Raw genomic sequence first — 18399 nt, forward strand, 5'->3', positions numbered from 1 at the left:
TATTCCAACTGGCAATAAACAACCCGCCGCATGGTGACGGCAGGTTCGCAATTGAGCGAAGCTTTTAAAGTCGACCCAGATCGTTGATCAGGGCGAGCAACATCACCCCTACGACCAAACTGATACCGATCTGGACCCCCCAACCTTGCACCCGTTCTGACAATGGACGACCGCGCGCCCACTCGACCAGGTAAAACAGCAAATGCCCCCCATCCAGTACTGGAATGGGCAGCAGGTTAAGAACCCCCAGGCTTATGCTCAGGTAGGCCAGGAAATTCAGGAAATCCCCCACGCCGGACTGGGCTGAAGCGCCCGCCACTTTAGCAATGGTTATCGGTCCGCTCAAGTTTTTTACCGAGAGCTCACCGAACAGCATTTTCTTCAGCGACTCAAGGGTCAGGACGCTCATGTTCCAGGTCCGCGAGAGCCCCTCGCCCACGGCATCCAGCGGGCCATAGCTGACTTCGCGAAGCATGCTGGCAGGCCATTCGGCGCCCTTCACACCCGCGCCGAGGTAGCCCCCGGCCGCTTTGCCTTCGCCTTTGTGAGCCAGCGTGACCGGCACATCGAGGGCCGCGCCGTCGCGCTCGACTCGCAGCACCACCTGGGAATCAGGGCGGGCACGAACACTGTCTACCACCTGCTGCCAATCACTGAGCGCCGCGCCGTCGAGGGCGAGCAATTTATCCCCGGCCTTCAGGCCTGCGGCGGCAGCCGGGCCTTTCGGATCGATCTCGGCCAGTACGGGCGATACCGCCGGCCGCCATGGGCGCAGGCCCAGGGACTGAATAGGGTCCGGCTCGTCGGCCCCCTTGAGCCAATGCTCCAGCTTCACCTGCAGCTGGCGCTCGGCGGTGGCGCCATCGTCGCGCACCCCAACCTGCAGGGTGCCACTCTCACCCAGGCGGCGAACCAGCTGCAAATTGACTGCCGACCAACCGCTGGTCGCCTTGCCATCGATAGATACAATTTCCTGACCAGCGGCCAGGCCTGCCGATGCTGCCAGGCTCCCCGGCTCGACCGCACCGATCACCGGGCGGACCTGCTGGGTACCGAGCATGGCCAGCAGCCAGAAGAAGACGATGGCCAGGAGGAAATTGGCGATCGGGCCTGCGGCCACGATGGCGATGCGCTGACGCACCGACTTGCGATTGAACGCCTGATCGGCAAGCGCCGGAGGCACTTCGCCCTCACGCTCGTCGAGCATCTTGACGTAGCCACCCAGCGGGATCGCCGCCACCACGAACTCGGTGCCCTGGCGGTCATGCCAGCGCAGCAACGGCATGCCGAAGCCGACGGAGAAGCGCAGCACCTTGACCCCGCAACGCCGTGCGACCCAGAAGTGGCCAAACTCGTGGAATGTGACCAGTACACCCAGGGCCACCAGGGTGCCGACAATCATGTAGAGCGCAGTCATATCTATCTCCGAATGACGTTCAGCAGAACCCTGGTAGCGCGCCAGGCCTCAACGACCGTGACGCCTCAGCCACTCACGGGCCAGCTCTCGGGCACGCTGGTCGGCAGCGAACACGGCCTCCAGCGATGGCAGCGGCACCACGGGTTCCTGATCAAGCACCTGCTCGATCATACCCGCGATCTCAGGGAACCGGATACGCCGCTGGAGAAATGCCTCGACCGCGACCTCGTTGGCCGCATTGAGCACCGCAGGCGCGCTGTTACCGGCTTCGGCCGCCTCGCGCGCCAGGCGCAGGCAAGGGAAGCGCTGTTCGTCCGGCGCCTGGAAGTCCAGACGGGCGATGGCAAACAGGTCCAGCGGGGCAACCCCGGAATCGATACGCTCTGGCCAGGCCAAGGCATTCGCGATGGGGGTGCGCATGTCCGGATTGCCCAACTGGGCCAGCACCGAACCGTCGATGTAGTCGACCAGCGAATGGATCACGCTTTGCGGATGCACGACCACCTCGACCTTGGCCGGCGCCGCATCGAACAACCAGCAGGCTTCGATCAGCTCCAGGCCCTTGTTCATCATGCTGGCCGAGTCCACGGAAATCTTCCGGCCCATCGACCAGTTGGGGTGAGCACAAGCCTGTTCCGGCGTGACGTCGGCCAAGGCCGCCTGCGGCGTCTCGCGGAACGGCCCACCCGAGGCGGTCAGCAGGATACGGCGCACGCCGACCTGGCTGAGGCCGCGAGCATAATCGCCCGGCAGGCACTGGAAGATCGCATTGTGCTCGCTGTCGATCGGCAGCAGCACGGCGCCACTGCGCCGCACCGCGTCCATGAACAGCGCGCCGGACATCACCAGCGCCTCCTTGTTGGCCAGCAACACCTTCTTGCCCGCTTCCACGGCCGCAAGGGTCGGACGCAGGCCAGCGGCGCCCACGATGGCAGCCATCACCGCATCCACGTCAGGGGCTGCCGCGACCTCGCAGAGACCCGCCTCCCCTACCAGCACCTGGGTAGCGCAGCCGGCACCCACCAGACCATCACGAAGGCGCGCAGCGGCTTCGTCATCGGGCACCACGGCATAGACCGGGTGGTGCCGAACGCACAGGGCCAGCAGCTCGTCGATGCGCGAATAGCCGCTGAGCGCGAACACCTGGTAGCGTTCGGGGTGCCGCGCGATCACATCGAGGGTATTGAGACCGATCGAGCCGGTCGCACCCAGGACAGTAATACGCTGCGTGCGACTCACATCACACCCCATTCGGCAGCCCACAGCAGCACGGCGAAGATCGGGATCGCTGCGGTCAGGCTGTCGATGCGATCCAGCACCCCACCATGGCCAGGCAGCAGGTTACTGCTGTCCTTGATGCCGGCCCGACGCTTGAACATGCTCTCGGTCAGGTCACCGATCACCGACGACATGACCACCAGCGCAGCACCCAGCAGGCCCAGCAGAAGCTGGCCGAAGCTCCAGTCACGGCTGACGCCCACCACCAGGGTGATCACCAGGCTGACCGCCAGGCCACCATAGACGCCTTCCCAGCTCTTGCCCGGGCTCACTTGCGGCGCCAGCTTGCGCTTGCCGAATGCACGACCGGAGAAATAGGCACCGATATCAGCTGCCCAGACCAGCACCATGACCGACAGGATCAGCCAGTTGCCGAGCTGCCAATGCTTGAGCAGGATCAGCCCTTGCCATGCCGGCAACAAGATCAGCAAGCCGATCAGCAGCTTGCAGGCCGCACTGGCCCACAGCTCGCTGCTGCGTGGATAGGTCAGCACCAACCAGGTGGCCAGCGCCCACCAGATGACCGAAGCGCCAAGCACCCACGGTGCCAGGTCCGGCATGAGATGGAGCAGCATCAGCGCTCCGGCGACCACAGCGGCGTAGGCGATGCGCAATGGCTGAGCCACCAGCCCGGCCAGGCGCGCCCACTCCCAGGCACCGAGGGTCACCACGAAGCCGATGAACAGGGCGAAGTCCCCGCCGTCAAGCAGGAAGAAACCACCCAGCGCGACCGGCAACAGGATCAGCGCGGTAATGATGCGTTGTTTAAGCATTAAGCACGAGCTCCAGCCTCGACCTGCTCGCTGGTCTTACCGAAGCGGCGCTGGCGCGAAGCGAAATCGGCCAGGGCTTTGCGCATGGCCTCGTGTTTGAAATCCGGCCAGTAGAGGTCGGAGAAGTACAATTCGGCATAGGCCAGTTGCCACAGCAGGAAGTTGCTGATGCGATGCTCGCCACCGGTACGGATGCACAGGTCGGGCAATGGCAGCTCGCCTGTGGCCAGGCAGGTCTGCAACAGGCCAGGGGTGATGTCGTCCGGGCGCAGATGGCCGGCCTGAACCTCACGCGCCAGGCGTTGGGCGGCCTGAGCGATATCCCACTGGCCGCCGTAGTTGGCGGCGATCTGCAGAATGAAGCGGTTACTGCCCGCTGTCAGCGCCTCGGCCTCGCGCATGGCGGCCTGCAGCTCGGGGTGGAATCGCGAACGGTCACCGATGATGCGCAGGCTGATGTTGTTCTCGTTGAGGCGCCGGGCTTCACGGCGCAAGGCCGAGAAGAACAGCTCCATCAACGCACCGACCTCTTCGGCCGGGCGCTGCCAGTTTTCACTGGAGAAGGCGAACAGGGTCAGCACTTCGACCCCGGATTCGGCGCACACCTCGATGACTGCGCGCACCGCGTCGACGCCAGCCTTGTGCCCGGCGACGCCGGGCAGCAGGCGCTTCTTCGCCCAGCGGTTGTTGCCATCCATGATGATCGCGACGTGACGCGGCACCGATGACGGTGCCGCCAACTTGGACTTTTCCATTAAAAAACCTCGGCCTTAAACGGCCATCAGGTCCTTTTCCTTGGCTTTGTAAGCGGCATCGACTTCAGCAATGAACTTGTCGGTCAGCTTCTGGATCTCGTCAGCGGCGCGACGTTCTTCGTCTTCGCTGATTTCCTTGTCCTTGGTCAGCTTCTTCAGATCACCCAGGGCATCGCGGCGCACGTTACGCACAGCCACCTTGGCGTCTTCGGCAACGCTGCTGGCCTGCTTGGTGTAGCCCTTGCGGGTTTCTTCGGTCAGGGCCGGCATCGGTACACGGATGGTGGTACCGGCGCTGGAGGGGTTCAGGCCCAGGTCGGAGGTCAGGATGGCCTTCTCGATGGCAGCGCTGAGGTTCTTGTCGTGAGCGACGATCTTCAGGGTGCGGGCATCTTCGACGGTGATCGCAGCTACCTGGTTCAGCGGCATCTCGCTACCCCAGGCCGTGACCTTGACGCTGTCCAGGATGCTTGGGTGGGCGCGACCGGTACGGATCGCCGCCAGGTTGCGAGCCAGGGCTTCGATGGATTTGCCCATGCGCTCCTGCGCGTCTTTCTTGATGTCGTTGATCATGCTTGGCCTTCCTCGATCAGAGTACCTTCAGCGCCACCCACCACGATGTTCAGCAGGGCGCCAGGCTTGTTCATGTTGAATACCCGCAATGGCATCTTGTGGTCACGGCACAGGCAGATTGCGGTCAGGTCCATCACACCCAGCTTGCGATCCAGGACCTCGTCATAGGTCAGGTGATCGAACTTCTCGGCATGCGGATCCTTGAATGGGTCGGCAGTGTACACGCCATCGACCTTGGTCGCCTTCAGCACCACGTCGGCATCGATTTCGATGGCGCGCAGGCAGGCTGCAGAGTCGGTGGTGAAGAACGGGTTGCCGGTACCGGCAGAGAAAATTACCACATCCCCGGAGTTGAGGTGGCGAATAGCTTTGCGACGATCGTAATGATCGGTGACGCCAACCATGGAAATGGCCGACATGACCAGGGCCGGGATGTTCGAACGCTCCAGCGCATCGCGCATGGCCAGGCCGTTCATGACAGTGGCCAGCATCCCCATGTGGTCGCCAGTGACACGGTCCATGCCGGCTGCACTGAGCGCTGCGCCGCGGAACAGGTTGCCACCACCGATCACCAGGCCGACCTGGACACCGATCCCCACCAGCTGACCGACTTCAAGGGCCATGCGATCCAGCACCTTCGGATCGATGCCGAAGTCTTCCGAGCCCATCAGGGCCTCGCCGCTAAGTTTGAGCAAAATGCGTTTATAGCGAGGTTGGCGACCACTCACCTGCTGAGCCATTGCGAGTCTCTCCTGCGGCGTACTTTTAGAAAATTCGTGCGAGCCGTTTTCGGCTTGCTAACTGTAGCGTGGCACCGCTTTGGTGCCAGCGGCGTCGGGCCCTGTAAACCCTTCGCCGTTTTGACAAAGAGGCTGCGCGCGTGAGCGGGCAGCCTCTTTGGGGCGACAGACGGGGCTGTCTTACTGCTTGGCAGCAGCTACCTGGGCAGCAACTTCAGCAGCGAAATCGTCAACTGGCTTCTCGATGCCTTCGCCAACCTTGAAGTAGGTGAAGGAAACGATTTCAGCACCGGCTTTCTTGGCCAGCTCGCCAACTTTGACTTCTGGGTTCATGACGAAAGCCTGCTCTTTCAGCGAGGCTTCGGCCTTGAACTTGGTGATACGACCGTTGATCATGTTTTCAACGATGTTTTCCGGCTTGCCAGCGATCTTGTCGGCGTTCAGCTGCAGGAAGACGTTCTTCTCGCGCTCGATGGCTTCAGCGGAGATTTCCGACGAATCCAGGAACTCCGGGTTCGAAGCTGCAACGTGCATGGCGATGTTCTTGGCCAGCTCGACGTCGCCGCCTTTCAGAACAACGGCAGCGCCGATCTTGTTGCCGTGCAGGTAGGCACCGACAACGTCACCCTCAACACGCACCAGGCGACGGATGTTGACGTTCTCGCCGCACTTGGCGACCAGGGCTTCACGAGCTGCTTCACGCGAGGCAACCAGGGGAGCGGCGTCGGTCAGCTTCTGAGCGAAAGCTTCTTCCAGGCTTTCGGCCACGAAGTTCTTGAAGTCGTCTTGCAGGGCCAGGAAGTCGGTCTGCGAGTTCACTTCCAGCAGGACGGCGGCTTTGCCGTCGGTCTTGACGGCGATAGCGCCTTCAGCAGCGACGTTGCCAGCCTTCTTGGCGGCCTTGATGGCGCCCGAGGCACGCATGTCGTCAATGGCTTTTTCGATGTCGCCGCCGGCCTTTTCCAGGGCCTTTTTGCAATCCATCATGCCTTCGCCGGTACGCTCGCGCAGTTCTTTGACCAGCGCTGCAGTAATTGCTGCCATTTCAAAATCCTCTTGGAAAGTTTTTCAACCATTCCACCCGCTCGTCACGGGCGTTAAATTCTGCAAATCGCTGCCTTTATATCAGCTCGCCCATCATGCGGGGCCGTTGCTGACAGCAGGATTTCAAGGTGGCAAAAAGGGGGCAGAGCCCCCTTTTCGCGTGCCAAGTAGACGCTAGCGCCTATTACTCAGCAGCAGGTGCAGCCGCTTCTTCAGCGTAGACTTCAGTACCGCCGGCAACGTTGTTGCGGCCGCGGATGACGGCGTCAGCCATCGAAGTCATGTACAGCTCGATAGCGCGGATGGCGTCATCGTTACCTGGGATAACGAAGTCAACGCCTTCTGGGCTGCTGTTGGTATCGACAACGCCGATAACCGGGATGCCCAGCTTGTTGGCTTCGGTGATAGCAATGCGCTCGTGGTCAACGTCGATCACGAACAGGGCATCAGGCAGACCGCCCATGTCCTTGATACCACCCAGGCTGCGGTCCAGCTTTTCCAGATCGCGCGAACGCATCAGGGCTTCTTTCTTGGTCAGCTTGGCGAAGGTGCCATCTTCGGCCTGGGTTTCCAGGTCGCGCAGACGCTTGATCGAAGCACGGATGGTCTTGTAGTTGGTCAGCATGCCGCCCAACCAACGGTGATCAACGTATGGCGAACCTGCGCGAGCAGCTTGCTCGGCAACGATCTTGCCGGCGGAACGCTTGGTGCCGACGAACAGGATCTTGTTCTTGCCCTGGGCCAGGCGCTCTACGAACGACAGAGCGTCGTTGAACATCGGCAGGGTTTTTTCCAGGTTGATGATGTGAATCTTGTTACGCGCGCCGAAAATGTACTTGCCCATTTTCGGGTTCCAGTAACGGGTCTGGTGGCCGAAGTGCACACCGGCCTTCAGCATATCGCGCATGTTGACTTGGGACATGATAGTTCCTTGATAAGTCGGGTTGGGCCTCCACGTATCCCAATGACCAACCCACGCTTCCGGAGAATCGGGGCACCCAGGCCATCGTGTCGACACGTGTGTGGGTTTGGAGCTGACGGGGTCGTCCCCGAAAGCGGCGCATTTTATACCACAGACCGCGAGCGAACGGAACCCGGATCAGGTTGCGTCCGTCAGCAGTTTTTGCAGCACCCTGCCAAACAGGCCAGAATGCCTCCTTATAGACAGCAGCATGACCGCCTTTATCCCGACAGAATGCCGCCCTGCTCTGCTAGAATCCGGCCTTTCCCGTTTGTTCGCGCCGTCTGCGGCGCCGTAGAGAGCCTGTAATGACCGTCACCATCAAGACTGCAGAAGACATCGAGAAGATGCGCATCGCCGGCCGCCTGGCCGCCGAAGTGCTGGAAATGATCGAAGAACACGTCAAGCCCGGTGTCACCACCGAAGCGCTCGACCGCCTGTGCCACGACTACATCGTCAACGTCCAGCAGGCCATCCCGGCGCCCCTCAACTACAAGGGCTACCCGAAGTCGATCTGCACCTCGATCAACCATGTGGTCTGCCACGGCATCCCCAACGACAAGCCGCTCAAGGACGGGGACACGCTCAACATCGACGTCACCGTGATCAAGGACGGCTACCACGGCGACACCAGCCGCATGTTCCACGTCGGCACCGTGCCAGTCTGGGCCGAGCGCCTGTCCAAGGTCACCCAGGAATGCATGTACAAGGCCATCGAACTGGTCAAGCCGGGCTGCCGCCTGGGCGATATCGGTGAGGTGATCCAGAAGCACGCCGAGAAGAATGGTTTCTCGGTGGTGCGCGAGTTCTGCGGCCACGGCATCGGCAAGGTGTTCCATGAAGAGCCGCAGATCCTCCACTACGGCCGCGCTGGCACCGGCATGGAGCTCAAGGAAGGCATGACCTTCACCATCGAGCCGATGATCAACCAGGGCAAGGCCGACACCAAGGTGCTGGGCGACGGCTGGACCGCCATCACCAAGGACCGCAAGCTCTCGGCCCAGTGGGAACATACCCTGGTGGTGACGGCTACCGGTTACGAGATCTTCACCCTGCGCAAGGACGACACCATCCCGCGCACCTCGGCCTGATACCCAAGGCAACCTAAAGACAGGAACGCGACGCGATGCCCCAGGTGGATCCCGAGCTGTTCGACCGTGGCCAGTTCCAGGCGGAACTGGCCCTCAAGGCGAGCCCCATCGCCGCCTTCAAGAAAGCCATCCGCCAGGCCGGCGAGGTGCTCGACAAGCGCTTTCGTGCGGGCTGCGAAATCCGCCCGCTGATCGAAGCCCGCGCCTGGCTCGTGGACAACATCCTGCAACAGGCCTGGAACCAGTTCGACTGGGGCGACCCGAGCGGTATCGCGCTGGTGGCGGTCGGCGGCTATGGCCGCGGCGAGCTGCACCCGCACTCGGACATCGACCTGCTGATTCTGCTCGGCGCCGCCGAGCATGAGCAGTACCGCGAGGCCATCGAGCGCTTTCTCACCCTGCTCTGGGACATCGGCCTGGAAGTCGGCCAGAGCGTGCGCACCGTCGACGAATGCGCCGAACAGGCCCGCGCCGACCTGACGGTCATCACCAACCTGATGGAAAGCCGGACCATCGCCGGCCCCGAAGCGCTGCGCCAGCGCATGCTCGAGGTGACCAGTACCGGCTACATGTGGCCGAGCAAGGATTTCTTCCTGGCCAAGCGTGCCGAACTCAAGGCCCGCCACCACAAGTACAACGACACCGAGTACAACCTCGAACCCAACGTCAAGGGCTCGCCCGGTGGCTTGCGCGACATCCAGACGGTGCTCTGGGTCGCCCGCCGCCAGTACGGCACGCTGAACCTGCATGCCCTGGCCGGCGAAGGCTTCCTGCTGGAAAGCGAGAACGAACTGCTGGCCTCGTCCCAGGACTTCCTGTGGAAAGTGCGCTATGCCCTGCACATGCTCGCCGGCCGCGCCGAGGACCGCCTGCTGTTCGACCACCAGCGCAGCATTGCTGCACTGCTCGGCTACAGCGACGACAACCCCAAGCGCGCCATCGAACAGTTCATGCAGCAGTACTACCGGGTGGTGATGAGCATCAGCCAGCTGTGCGACCTGATCATCCAGCACTTCGAGGAAGTCATCCTCGCCGATGATGGCAGCGGCACCACCCAGCCGCTGAACGCGCGCTTCCGCCTGCATGACGGTTACATCGAAGCGGTCAGGCCAAACGTGTTCAGGCGCACCCCGTTCGCCATGATGGAGATCTTCGTGCTGATGGCCCAGCATCCGGAGATCAAGGGCGTGCGTGCCGATACCGTGCGCCTGCTGCGCGAACACCGGCACCTGATCGACGACACCTTCCGCAACGATATCCGCAATACCAGCCTGTTCATCGAGCTGTTCAAGTGCGAAATCGGCATCCACCGCAACCTGCGGCGGATGAACCGCTACGGCATCCTTGGCCGCTACCTGCCGGAATTCGGCCTGATCGTCGGGCAAATGCAGCACGACCTGTTCCACATCTACACGGTCGATGCGCACACCCTCAACCTCATCAAGCACCTGCGCAAGCTGCAGTACACGCCGGTATCCGAGAAATTCCCGCTGGCCAGCAAGCTCATGGGCCGCCTGCCCAAGCCCGAGCTGATCTACCTGGCGGGCCTGTACCACGACATCGGCAAGGGTCGCCAGGGCGATCACTCCGAGATCGGTGCGGTGGATGCGCAGAAGTTCTGCGAACGGCACCAGTTGCCGGCCTGGGACAGCCGGCTGATCGTCTGGCTGGTGCAGAACCACCTGGTGATGTCGACCACCGCCCAGCGCAAGGACCTGTCCGACCCGCAGGTGATCAACGATTTCGCCTTGCATGTGGGCGACGAGACGCGCCTGGACTACCTCTACGTACTGACCGTGGCCGACATCAACGCCACCAACCCCAGCCTGTGGAACTCCTGGCGCGCCAGCCTGCTGCGCCAGCTCTACACCGAGACCAAGCGCGCCCTGCGCCGTGGCCTGGAAAACCCGCTGGACCGCGAGGAACAGATCCGCCAGACCCAGTCGGCGGCGCTGGACATCCTGGTGCGCGAGGGTACCGACCCGGACGATGTCGAGCAGTTGTGGTCGCAGCTGGGCGATGACTACTTCCTCAAGCACAACGCCGCCGATGTGGCCTGGCACAGCGACGCCATCCTGCAGCAACCGGCCGATGGCGGGCCGCTGGTGCTGATCAAGGAAACCACCCAGCGCGAGTTCGAAGGCGGTACGCAGATCTTCATCTACGCGCCCGACCAGCACGACTTCTTTGCCGTGACCGTGGCCGCCATGTCGCAGCTGAACCTGAACATCCATGATGCGCGGATCATCACTTCGAGCAGCCAGTTCACCCTCGACACCTACATCGTGCTCGACAACGACGGCGGCTCGATCGGCGACAACCCGCAGCGGGTCAAGCAGATCCGCGACGGCCTGACCGAAGCACTGCGCAACCCCGAGGACTACCCGACCATCATCCAGCGCCGGGTGCCGCGTCAGCTCAAGCACTTCAACTTCCCGCCGCAGGTGACCATCCTCAACGATGCGCAGCGCCCGGTGACCATCCTCGAGATCACCGCGCCAGACCGCCCCGGCCTGCTGGCACGGCTCGGGCGGATCTTCCTGGAGTTCGACCTGTCGCTGCAGAACGCCAAGATCGCCACCCTCGGCGAGCGGGTGGAGGACGTATTCTTCATCACCGATGCCGACAACCAGCCGCTGTCCGACCCGCAGCTGTGCAGCCGCCTGCAGGAAGCCATCGTGCAGCAGCTGCAGGCCGGCCAGGCCAGCGATGCCAACCCGACCCGCGTGACTTTTTAACGATCAGACGATTGACGAGACCTCCTGCCGATGAACCATGCCTTGACCCAGCTTCAGCCCTACCCGTTCGAGAAACTGCGCGCCCTGCTGGGCACTGTGAAGCCGGCGGCGGACAAACGCGCCATTGCCCTGTCGATCGGTGAACCGAAGCATGAATCGCCGGCGTTCGTCGCCCAGGCCATGGCCGACAACCTCGACAAGCTGGCGGTGTACCCGAGCACCCTCGGCCTGCCGGCGTTGCGCCAGGCCATCGGCCACTGGTGCGAGCGCCGCTTCGGCGTGCCGGCCGGCTGGCTCGACGCCGACCGCCACATCCTGCCGGTCAATGGCACCCGTGAGGCGCTGTTCGCTTTCACCCAGGCCGTAGTCAACCGTGCCGATGACGGCCTGGTGGTCAGCCCCAACCCGTTCTACCAGATCTACGAAGGCGCCGCCCTGCTGGCCGGCGCCACCCCGCATTACCTGCCCTGCCTGGAAGACAACGGCTTCAACCCGGACTTCGACGCCGTGCCGGCCGAAGTGTGGAAGCGCTGCCAGATCCTGTTCCTGTGCTCGCCGGGCAACCCGACCGGTGCGCTGGTGCCGATGGCGACCCTGAAGAAGCTGATCGCCCTGGCTGACGAGCACGACTTCGTGATTGCCGCCGACGAATGCTACAGCGAGCTGTACTTCGACGAAGACGCGCCGCCGCCAGGCCTGCTGAGCGCGTGTGCCGAGCTCGGCCGCAGCGACTTCAAGCGCTGCGTGGTGTTCCACAGCCTGTCCAAGCGCTCCAACCTGCCGGGCCTGCGCTCGGGCTTCGTCGCCGGTGATGCATCGATCATCAAGCCGTTCCTGCTGTACCGCACCTACCACGGCTGCGCCATGCCGGTGCAGACCCAGCTGGCCAGCATCGCCGCCTGGCAGGACGAGGCGCATGTCCGCGAGAACCGTGACCAGTACCGTGCCAAGTACGATGCCGTGCTCGATATCCTGCAGCCGGTGATGGACGTGCAGCGCCCGGACGGCAGTTTCTACCTCTGGGCCAAGGTGCCAGGCGGTGATGCCGAGTTCACCCGCGACCTGTTCGAGGCCCAGCACGTGACCGTGGTGCCGGGCTCGTACCTGTCGCGTGAAGTCGACGGTGTCAATCCGGGCGCTGGCCGGGTGCGCATGGCGCTGGTTGCGCCGCTGGCCGAGTGTATCGAGGCAGCGGAGCGGATTCGCAATTTCCTGCAAAACCGCTGATTAGGCAGGGACCTGTGGGAGCGGGTTCACCCGCGAATCAGGCGACACGGTGCATGGCACCGGCTACGCCAGTATTCGCGGGTAACCCGCTCCCGCACAGAGCGCACGGGTAGCCCCGACTTATTTCACCTGCCCCAGGTTGGCCTCACTCAAATCCAGCTCGCCGAGCACCTGCCGCACTACCTCATCGCCCACCAGATGCTGGCGATGCAGGTTGTACAGCTCCAGCCGCTGCGCCCGCAGCGCGCGCAAACGCAAACGTCGCTCCAGCAAGTCCATCTGTTCGGCCAGCGCCCGTGCTTCGGCCGTGTCGTTGTAGCTGTCCAGCTCGTCCCGGTACTCGGCCATCAATCGCGCCTTGAGCTCCGTGGCCAGGGTTGCCTGTGCCGCATCCTGTGGCGCGCTGGCATCGATCACCTCTTCCGCCTCCAGCGCATGGATCGCCGCCTCGGCCGTACGCCGCCAGGCTTCCTGCACTTCCTGATGCAGCCGTTCGTCCGGGCTCTTGGTGACGCCGCGTAGCAGCAGCGGCAGGGCAACACAGGCACTGATCAGCGACAGCAGGATCACCCCGGCGGCGATGAAGATCAGCAGGTCACGCTCAGGGAAGGCCTGGCCCGCGCCCATCAACAGCGGCACCGACATGACACCGGCCAGGGTCACCGCCCCGCGCACACCGCCCAAGGTCAGCAACCAGCAGGAGCGCATGGTTGGCATCAGTACCAGCGCCGGCCTGCCGCGCCAGCGACGAACCACACCGATCGCCCGCCAGATGCTCTGCACCCAGACAAAACGCAGCACGATCAATGCGGCGAAGATCGCCAGCACGTCCAGGCAACGCCAGGCCAGGGTCGGCCAGACGGTGGCCTCGTGGCTGACCACGGCCTTGATGATGTCCGGCAGTTGCAGGCCCAGCAGGAGGAAGATCAGGCCATTGAAGGCGAACTCCAGCAGCGACCAGACGCTGCGGTTGAGCAGGCGCGTGCTGGTCTGGCGCGGCAACAGGTCGAGCCAGCTCTGCATCATGCCGGCGGCCACCGCCGAGAGGATGCCCGACACGCCGAGGCGCTCGGCCAGTACATAGGCGGCAAACGGCAGCAGCAGCATGAATACCACGTGGGTGGCCGGGTCATCCCAGCCGCGAGCGATCATCCAGGCGCGCAGGCGCCCGATCAGCCAGCTCAGGGCAACCCCCACCGCCAGGCCGCCGAGGGCCACCAGAACGAAGCTGAAGCTGGCATCGGCCAGCGAGAACGCCCCGGTAATCGCCGCGGCCAGGGCGAACTTGAAGGTCACCAGGCCCGAGGCATCGTTCATCAATGCCTCGCCCTGCAGCATGTGCATCAGCGGAGTCGGCAGACGATCCTGGGTGATGGCCGAAACGGCCACGGCGTCGGTGGGCGACAGCACGGCGGCCAGGGCGAAGGCCACCGGCAGTGGAATGCTCGGCAGCAACACGTGGATGAAGTAGCCGGCGCCGACCACGGTGAACAGCACCAGCCCCACGGCCAGCGCCACCACCGGGCCGCGGATGCGCCACAGCTCGCGCTTGGGGATACGCCAGCCGTCGGCGAACAGCAACGGCGGCAGGAACAGGAACAGGAACAATTCAGGGTCCAGGGCCACGTGCAGGCCCAGGGTCGGCCAGGCCAGCAATGCGCCTGCGGCGATCTGCACCAATGGCAGCGGCAGCGGGATCATGCGCCCGACCAGTTTCGACACGCTTACCAGCGTCAGCAGGATGAGGACGGTGTAGGCGGACTGCATCCGTGAAGGCTTCCTTTGTGAACCAAAAACGACAGCGGGGGCGAGAGATCGCCATTGAAACAATATGTTAGCGGGGTATGGCGAAACGAGGCCGCTGCACGATAGTCGCAGGGGACGGATGAATATGTAACATGATGATACTTGGGCCTGGTGGGTTGTGCAGATTCGGACCTGGATCGGCCTGGAGGTGCATGCCTTGGGTGCTGTGGGGCTGCAGTGCATGCCTTAGGTGCTGTGGGGCTGCTGACATCGAGCGCCGCGCGGGCGGCGCTCGATCTCATAGGCGCTAAAACCCTCAAGGCATGCACATCTAACAAGCCCTGAAAACCTCAAGACATACACCCCCCGTGGCGCTCAAACCATCGTTCCCGCATAATCCCGCGACTGACATTCGGAAAGGGAGAGATTGAGGCAGCCTGTGGCCTCAATGTACACAATGACCTACACGCTCTACGGCATCAAAGCCTGTGACACCATGAAAAAGGCGCGCACCTGGCTGGAAGACAAAGCCATCGCCTACGAATTCCACGACTACAAGACTCAAGGCATCGACCGCGACAGCCTCAACCGCTGGTGTGACGAACACGGCTGGGAAGTCATCCTCAACCGTGCCGGCACCACCTTCCGCAAGCTCGACGACGCCAGCAAGGCCGACCTCGACCAGGCCAGGGCCGTCGAACTGATGCACGCCCAGCCGTCGATGATCAAGCGCCCGGTACTCGACCTTGGCGGGCGCACCCTGGTCGGCTTCAAGCCCGACCTGTACGCCGCTGCGCTGGCCTGAGCCTTTACCCTATTTCGCACGAGGTAATCATATGTCCAATACCCTGTTCAGCCTGGCCTTCGGTGTCGGCTCCCAGAACCGCCAGGGCACCTGGCTGGAAGTGTTCTACGCACAACCCCTGCTCAACCCGAGCGCCGAACTGGTTGCCGCAGTAGCGCCAATCCTCGGCTATGAAGGCGGCAACCAGGCCATCACCTTCAGCAACGCCCAGGCCGCCCAGTTGGCCGAAGCCGTCAAAGGCGTGGACGCCGCCCAAGCCGCCCTGCTGACCCGCCTGGCCGAAAGCCACAAGCCGCTGGTCGCCACCCTGCTGGCCGAAGATGCCGCACTGGCGTCGACCCCAGAGGCCTACCTCAAGCTGCACCTGCTGTCGCATCGCCTGGTCAAGCCGCACGGCCTGAGCCTGGCCGGCATTTTCCCGCTGCTGCCGAACGTGGCCTGGACCAACCAGGGCGCGGTCGACCTGAGCGAGCTGGCCGAACTGCAACTGGAAGCACGCCTGAAGGGCGAGCTGCTGGAAGTGTTCTCGGTGGACAAGTTCCCGAAAATGACCGACTACGTGGTCCCGGCCGGCGTGCGCATCGCCGACACCGCCCGCGTGCGCCTGGGCGCCTACATCGGCGAAGGCACCACCATCATGCACGAAGGCTTCGTCAACTTTAACGCAGGCACCGAAGGCCCGGGCATGATCGAAGGCCGCGTTTCCGCTGGCGTATTCGTCGGCAAGGGTTCGGACCTGGGCGGCGGCTGCTCGACCATGGGCACCCTGTCCGGTGGCGGCAACATCGTCATCAAGGTCGGCGAAGGCTGCCTGATCGGCGCCAACGCCGGTATCGGCATTCCGCTGGGCGACCGCAACACCGTCGAAGCCGGCCTGTACATCACCGCTGGCACCAAGGTGAACCTGCTGGATGAGAACAACGAGCTGGTGAAAGTGGTCAAGGCCCGCGACCTGGCCGGCCAGACCGACCTGCTGTTCCGCCGCAACTCGCTGAACGGCGCCGTGGAGTGCAAGACCCACAAGTCGGCCATCGAGCTGAACGAGGCGCTGCACGCCCACAACTGAGAACATTGAGAGCCTTGTAGGAGCGGGCTTGCCCGCGATCAGCGGACGCTCAGCATTTGTAATGTTAAGATCGGGTCTGGCACCTCGCCAGACCCGATTTTCATTCCAGGCCCCGCGAACATGTTCCAGCCCTCCCCCTGGCGCGCCGATTTCCCCGCCATCGCCGCCCTGCAACGGCAGCACCAGACCTACCTGGACAGCGCCGCTACCACCCAGAAGCCCCAGGCGTTGCTCGATGCCCTGAGCCATTACTACGGCCATGGCGCTGCCAACGTGCACCGCGCCCAGCACCTGCCCGGCGCGCTGGCAACCCAGGCTTTCGAGACCAGCCGCGACAAGGTGGCGACTTGGCTCAATGCGGCGGACTCACGGCAGATCGTCTTCACCCATGGCGCCACCTCGGCGCTGAACCTGCTGGCCTATGGCCTGGAACACCGCTTCGAAGCGGGCGACGAGATTGCCATCAGCGCCCTGGAGCACCACGCCAACCTGCTGCCCTGGCAACAACTGGCCCGGCGGCGCGGCCTGCGCCTGGTGGTGTTGCCGCTGGACGAGCATGGCCGCATCGACCTGGAGCAGGCGCTGCAGTTGATCGGCCCGCGCACCCTTGTGCTCGCCGTCAGCCAGCTGTCCAACGTGCTCGGCACCTGGCAACCATTGCCTGCGTTGCTGGCCCATGCCCGCGCCCAGGGCGCGCTGACCGTGGTCGATGGCGCCCAGGGCGTCGTGCATGGCCGCCATGATGTGCAGCAGCTGGGCTGCGACTTCTACGTGTTTTCGAGCCACAAGCTTTATGGGCCGGAGGGTGTCGGCGTTCTGTACGGCCGTACCCAGGCACTTGAACTGCTGCGCCACTGGCAGTTTGGCGGCGAAATGGTGCAAATGGCCGACTACCAGAGCGCAAGCTTTCGCCCCGCGCCACTGGGTTTCGAGGCCGGCACGCCGCCGATCGCCGGGGTCATCGGGCTGGGCGCGACGCTGGATTACCTGGCCAGCCTCGACACCCCTGCCGTCGAGGCTCACGAAGCCAGCCTGCACCAGCATCTGCTGCGCGGCCTGGCCGACCGCGACGGTGTGCGCGTCCTTGGCACACCACAGACGGCCCTGGCCAGCTTCGTCATCGACGGCGTACACAACGCCGACATCGCCCACCTGCTGACCGAGCAAGGCATTGCCGTGCGCGCCGGGCATCACTGCGCGATGCCGCTGCTCAAGGGGCTGGGGCTGGAGGGGGCGATTCGGGTGTCGCTGGGGCTGTACAACGACAGTGACGACCTGCAACGGTTCTTCGCGGCGCTGGACCAGGGCCTGGAGTTACTGCGATGAGTTTGCCCTTGCCAGCCCAGCAAGCGTTGGAAAGCTTCGAGCAGGCCCACGGCTGGGAACAGCGGGCGCGGCTGCTGATGCAATGGGGCGACCGCCTGGCGCCACTGGATGACGCCGAAAAGACCGAGGCCAACCGCGTACATGGCTGCGAAAGCCTGGTGTGGCTGGTGGCGGAACGGGTCGAAGGACAGTGGCACTTCAAGGCGAGCAGCGATGCGCGGTTGCTGCGCGGGTTGCTGTCGCTGCTGCTGGCGCGGGTTCAAGGGGTGGACAGCGCGGAACTGGCCGGGCTGGATCTGCGAGCGTGGTTTACCCAGTTAGGGCTGGAACGGCAACTGTCGCCGTCGCGCAGCAATGGGCTGCATGCGGTGTTGCTGCGAATGGCAGAGTTGGCAACCAGCCGTTAAGTCCGCGGCGCCTGCTTCGCGGGTAAACCCACTCCTACAGGGTCATCATCGCCAGTGAGAGCTGTGCTGTGCCTGTGGGAGCGGGTTCACCCGCGAAGCAGCCAGCGCAATCATTCCGGTTTGACCCGCTCCGAAGGCCGCCGCGCGCCGGCCACCAGTTTTTCGATCGCCTTGCTCGCCGCGACCATGCCAAAGGTCGCAGTCACCATCATCACCGCGCCAAAGCCCCCCGCGCAGTCCAGGCGCACGCCTTCGCCGACGAAGCTCTTCTGCAAGCAAACACTGCCATCCCCCTTCGGATAACGCAGCTGCTCGCTGGAAAACACGCACGGCACGCCATAGTTGCGGCTGGTATTGCGCGAGAAGTTGTAGTCCCGGCGCAGGGTCGAACGCACCCGTGAAGCCAACGGGTCGTTGAAGGTCTTGTTGAGGTCGCCGACCTGGATCTGGGT

The 18399-nt window shown here is 63.6% G+C and carries 16 protein-coding genes and 1 pseudogene; 7 read left to right on the top strand and 10 right to left on the bottom strand.

The window, feature by feature from the left end:
* Positions 1 to 64: 64 nt before the first annotated feature.
* The 8 genes from rseP to rpsB all read right to left on the bottom strand — a co-directional run bounded on the left by rseP (position 65) and on the right by rpsB (position 7502).
* Entirely contained in the window at positions 65 to 1417 is a 1353-nt protein-coding gene (rseP, locus tag L6D64_RS25570) for a sigma E protease regulator RseP (protein WP_176506556.1), read from the bottom strand.
* A 48-nt stretch (positions 1418 to 1465) separates the two neighbouring features.
* Positions 1466 to 2656 (bottom strand): 1-deoxy-D-xylulose-5-phosphate reductoisomerase, encoded by a 1191-nt coding sequence (gene ispC / locus L6D64_RS25575; RefSeq protein ID WP_176506557.1) that lies wholly within the window; start codon positions 2654 to 2656, stop codon positions 1466 to 1468.
* Positions 2653 to 3468, bottom strand: a complete 816-nt coding sequence (locus tag L6D64_RS25580; RefSeq protein ID WP_176506558.1) for a phosphatidate cytidylyltransferase — start codon at positions 3466 to 3468, stop codon at positions 2653 to 2655. Before L6D64_RS25580 ends, ispC begins: the two co-directional genes overlap by 4 nt.
* The gene (gene uppS / locus L6D64_RS25585) at positions 3468 to 4223 is read right to left on the bottom strand and encodes a polyprenyl diphosphate synthase (RefSeq protein ID WP_027920033.1); all 756 of its coding nucleotides are present in this window, start codon (positions 4221 to 4223) and stop codon (positions 3468 to 3470) included. The genes L6D64_RS25580 and uppS overlap by 1 nt, the downstream gene beginning before the upstream one ends.
* A gap of 15 nt (positions 4224 to 4238) precedes the next feature.
* Complete coding sequence (gene frr, locus L6D64_RS25590; RefSeq protein WP_054885374.1) at positions 4239 to 4796, bottom strand: ribosome recycling factor; 558 nt, start codon at positions 4794 to 4796, stop codon at positions 4239 to 4241.
* Complete coding sequence (gene pyrH / locus L6D64_RS25595) at positions 4793 to 5536, bottom strand: UMP kinase (protein WP_003252294.1); 744 nt, start codon at positions 5534 to 5536, stop codon at positions 4793 to 4795. Before pyrH ends, frr begins: the two co-directional genes overlap by 4 nt.
* A 180-nt stretch (positions 5537 to 5716) precedes the next feature.
* A complete protein-coding gene (gene tsf / locus L6D64_RS25600; RefSeq protein ID WP_176506559.1) occupies positions 5717 to 6580 on the bottom strand; it encodes a translation elongation factor Ts in 864 nt (287 codons plus the stop codon).
* A 184-nt stretch (positions 6581 to 6764) separates the two neighbouring features.
* Positions 6765 to 7502: a 30S ribosomal protein S2 gene (gene rpsB, locus L6D64_RS25605; RefSeq protein WP_027920037.1), complete on the bottom strand. Its 738-nt coding sequence runs from the start codon at positions 7500 to 7502 to the stop codon at positions 6765 to 6767.
* Between the two features lie 347 nt (positions 7503 to 7849).
* Between rpsB and map the strand changes: the two genes are divergently transcribed.
* From map to dapC, 3 genes are read left to right on the top strand one after another with little or no spacing between them, the layout of a single operon-like run.
* Positions 7850 to 8632 carry a type I methionyl aminopeptidase gene (map, locus tag L6D64_RS25610; protein WP_016712936.1) on the top strand — a complete coding sequence of 261 codons (783 nt, stop codon included), beginning with the start codon at positions 7850 to 7852 and terminating at the stop codon, positions 8630 to 8632.
* Between the two features lie 35 nt (positions 8633 to 8667).
* Positions 8668 to 11370, top strand: coding sequence for a [protein-PII] uridylyltransferase (locus tag L6D64_RS25615; protein ID WP_176506560.1), 2703 nt, complete (start codon positions 8668 to 8670; stop codon positions 11368 to 11370).
* A gap of 30 nt (positions 11371 to 11400) precedes the next feature.
* On the top strand, positions 11401 to 12597 hold the full coding sequence (gene dapC, locus L6D64_RS25620) for a succinyldiaminopimelate transaminase (protein ID WP_176506561.1): 1197 nt from the start codon (positions 11401 to 11403) through the stop codon (positions 12595 to 12597).
* 120 nt (positions 12598 to 12717) lie between these two features.
* Here the strand turns inward: dapC and L6D64_RS25625 are convergent, their stop codons facing one another.
* Positions 12718 to 14364, bottom strand: coding sequence for a Na+/H+ antiporter (locus L6D64_RS25625; protein ID WP_176506562.1), 1647 nt, complete (start codon positions 14362 to 14364; stop codon positions 12718 to 12720).
* A 436-nt stretch (positions 14365 to 14800) separates the two neighbouring features.
* On the opposite strand from L6D64_RS25625, the gene L6D64_RS25630 reads away from it, so the two are divergent.
* The 4 genes from L6D64_RS25630 (at position 14801) to L6D64_RS25645 (ending at position 17947) form a co-directional block, all read left to right on the top strand.
* The gene (locus L6D64_RS25630; protein WP_176506563.1) at positions 14801 to 15148 is read left to right on the top strand and encodes an ArsC family reductase; all 348 of its coding nucleotides are present in this window, start codon (positions 14801 to 14803) and stop codon (positions 15146 to 15148) included.
* Between the two features lie 31 nt (positions 15149 to 15179).
* Positions 15180 to 16214, top strand: a complete 1035-nt coding sequence (gene dapD / locus L6D64_RS25635; protein ID WP_099815359.1) for a 2,3,4,5-tetrahydropyridine-2,6-dicarboxylate N-succinyltransferase — start codon at positions 15180 to 15182, stop codon at positions 16212 to 16214.
* Positions 16215 to 16334: 120 nt separating this feature from the next.
* On the top strand, positions 16335 to 17540 hold the full coding sequence (locus tag L6D64_RS25640; RefSeq protein ID WP_176506564.1) for a cysteine desulfurase: 1206 nt from the start codon (positions 16335 to 16337) through the stop codon (positions 17538 to 17540).
* The gene (locus tag L6D64_RS25645; protein ID WP_176506565.1) at positions 17537 to 17947 is read left to right on the top strand and encodes a SufE family protein; all 411 of its coding nucleotides are present in this window, start codon (positions 17537 to 17539) and stop codon (positions 17945 to 17947) included. The genes L6D64_RS25640 and L6D64_RS25645 overlap by 4 nt, the downstream gene beginning before the upstream one ends.
* Positions 17948 to 18057: 110 nt before the next feature.
* Here L6D64_RS25645 and L6D64_RS25650 read toward each other — a convergent pair.
* Positions 18058 to 18399, bottom strand: a pseudogene (locus L6D64_RS25650) (tRNA threonylcarbamoyladenosine dehydratase); the annotation flags it as partial.

Origin of the sequence: Pseudomonas urethralis, assembly GCF_021602465.1 — a bacterium.
GTDB classification, from domain to species: domain Bacteria; phylum Pseudomonadota; class Gammaproteobacteria; order Pseudomonadales; family Pseudomonadaceae; genus Aquipseudomonas; species Aquipseudomonas vlassakiae.

Bases quoted from the DNA above. Each gene is read 5' to 3' on its own strand.
- rseP (WP_176506556.1), bottom strand. From the start codon at position 1,417: ATGACTGCGCTCTACATGATTGTCGGCACCCTGGTGGCCCTGGGTGTA.
- L6D64_RS25580 (WP_176506558.1), bottom strand. From the start codon at position 3,468: ATGCTTAAACAACGCATCATTACCGCGCTGATCCTGTTGCCGGTCGCG.
- uppS (WP_027920033.1), bottom strand. From the start codon at position 4,223: ATGGAAAAGTCCAAGTTGGCGGCACCGTCATCGGTGCCGCGTCACGTC.
- frr (WP_054885374.1), bottom strand. From the start codon at position 4,796: ATGATCAACGACATCAAGAAAGACGCGCAGGAGCGCATGGGCAAATCC.
- pyrH (WP_003252294.1), bottom strand. From the start codon at position 5,536: ATGGCTCAGCAGGTGAGTGGTCGCCAACCTCGCTATAAACGCATTTTG.
- tsf (WP_176506559.1), bottom strand. From the start codon at position 6,580: ATGGCAGCAATTACTGCAGCGCTGGTCAAAGAACTGCGCGAGCGTACC.
- rpsB (WP_027920037.1), bottom strand. From the start codon at position 7,502: ATGTCCCAAGTCAACATGCGCGATATGCTGAAGGCCGGTGTGCACTTC.
- map (WP_016712936.1), top strand. From the start codon at position 7,850: ATGACCGTCACCATCAAGACTGCAGAAGACATCGAGAAGATGCGCATC.
- L6D64_RS25615 (WP_176506560.1), top strand. From the start codon at position 8,668: ATGCCCCAGGTGGATCCCGAGCTGTTCGACCGTGGCCAGTTCCAGGCG.
- dapC (WP_176506561.1), top strand. From the start codon at position 11,401: ATGAACCATGCCTTGACCCAGCTTCAGCCCTACCCGTTCGAGAAACTG.
- L6D64_RS25625 (WP_176506562.1), bottom strand. From the start codon at position 14,364: ATGCAGTCCGCCTACACCGTCCTCATCCTGCTGACGCTGGTAAGCGTG.
- L6D64_RS25630 (WP_176506563.1), top strand. From the start codon at position 14,801: ATGACCTACACGCTCTACGGCATCAAAGCCTGTGACACCATGAAAAAG.
- dapD (WP_099815359.1), top strand. From the start codon at position 15,180: ATGTCCAATACCCTGTTCAGCCTGGCCTTCGGTGTCGGCTCCCAGAAC.
- L6D64_RS25640 (WP_176506564.1), top strand. From the start codon at position 16,335: ATGTTCCAGCCCTCCCCCTGGCGCGCCGATTTCCCCGCCATCGCCGCC.
- L6D64_RS25645 (WP_176506565.1), top strand. From the start codon at position 17,537: ATGAGTTTGCCCTTGCCAGCCCAGCAAGCGTTGGAAAGCTTCGAGCAG.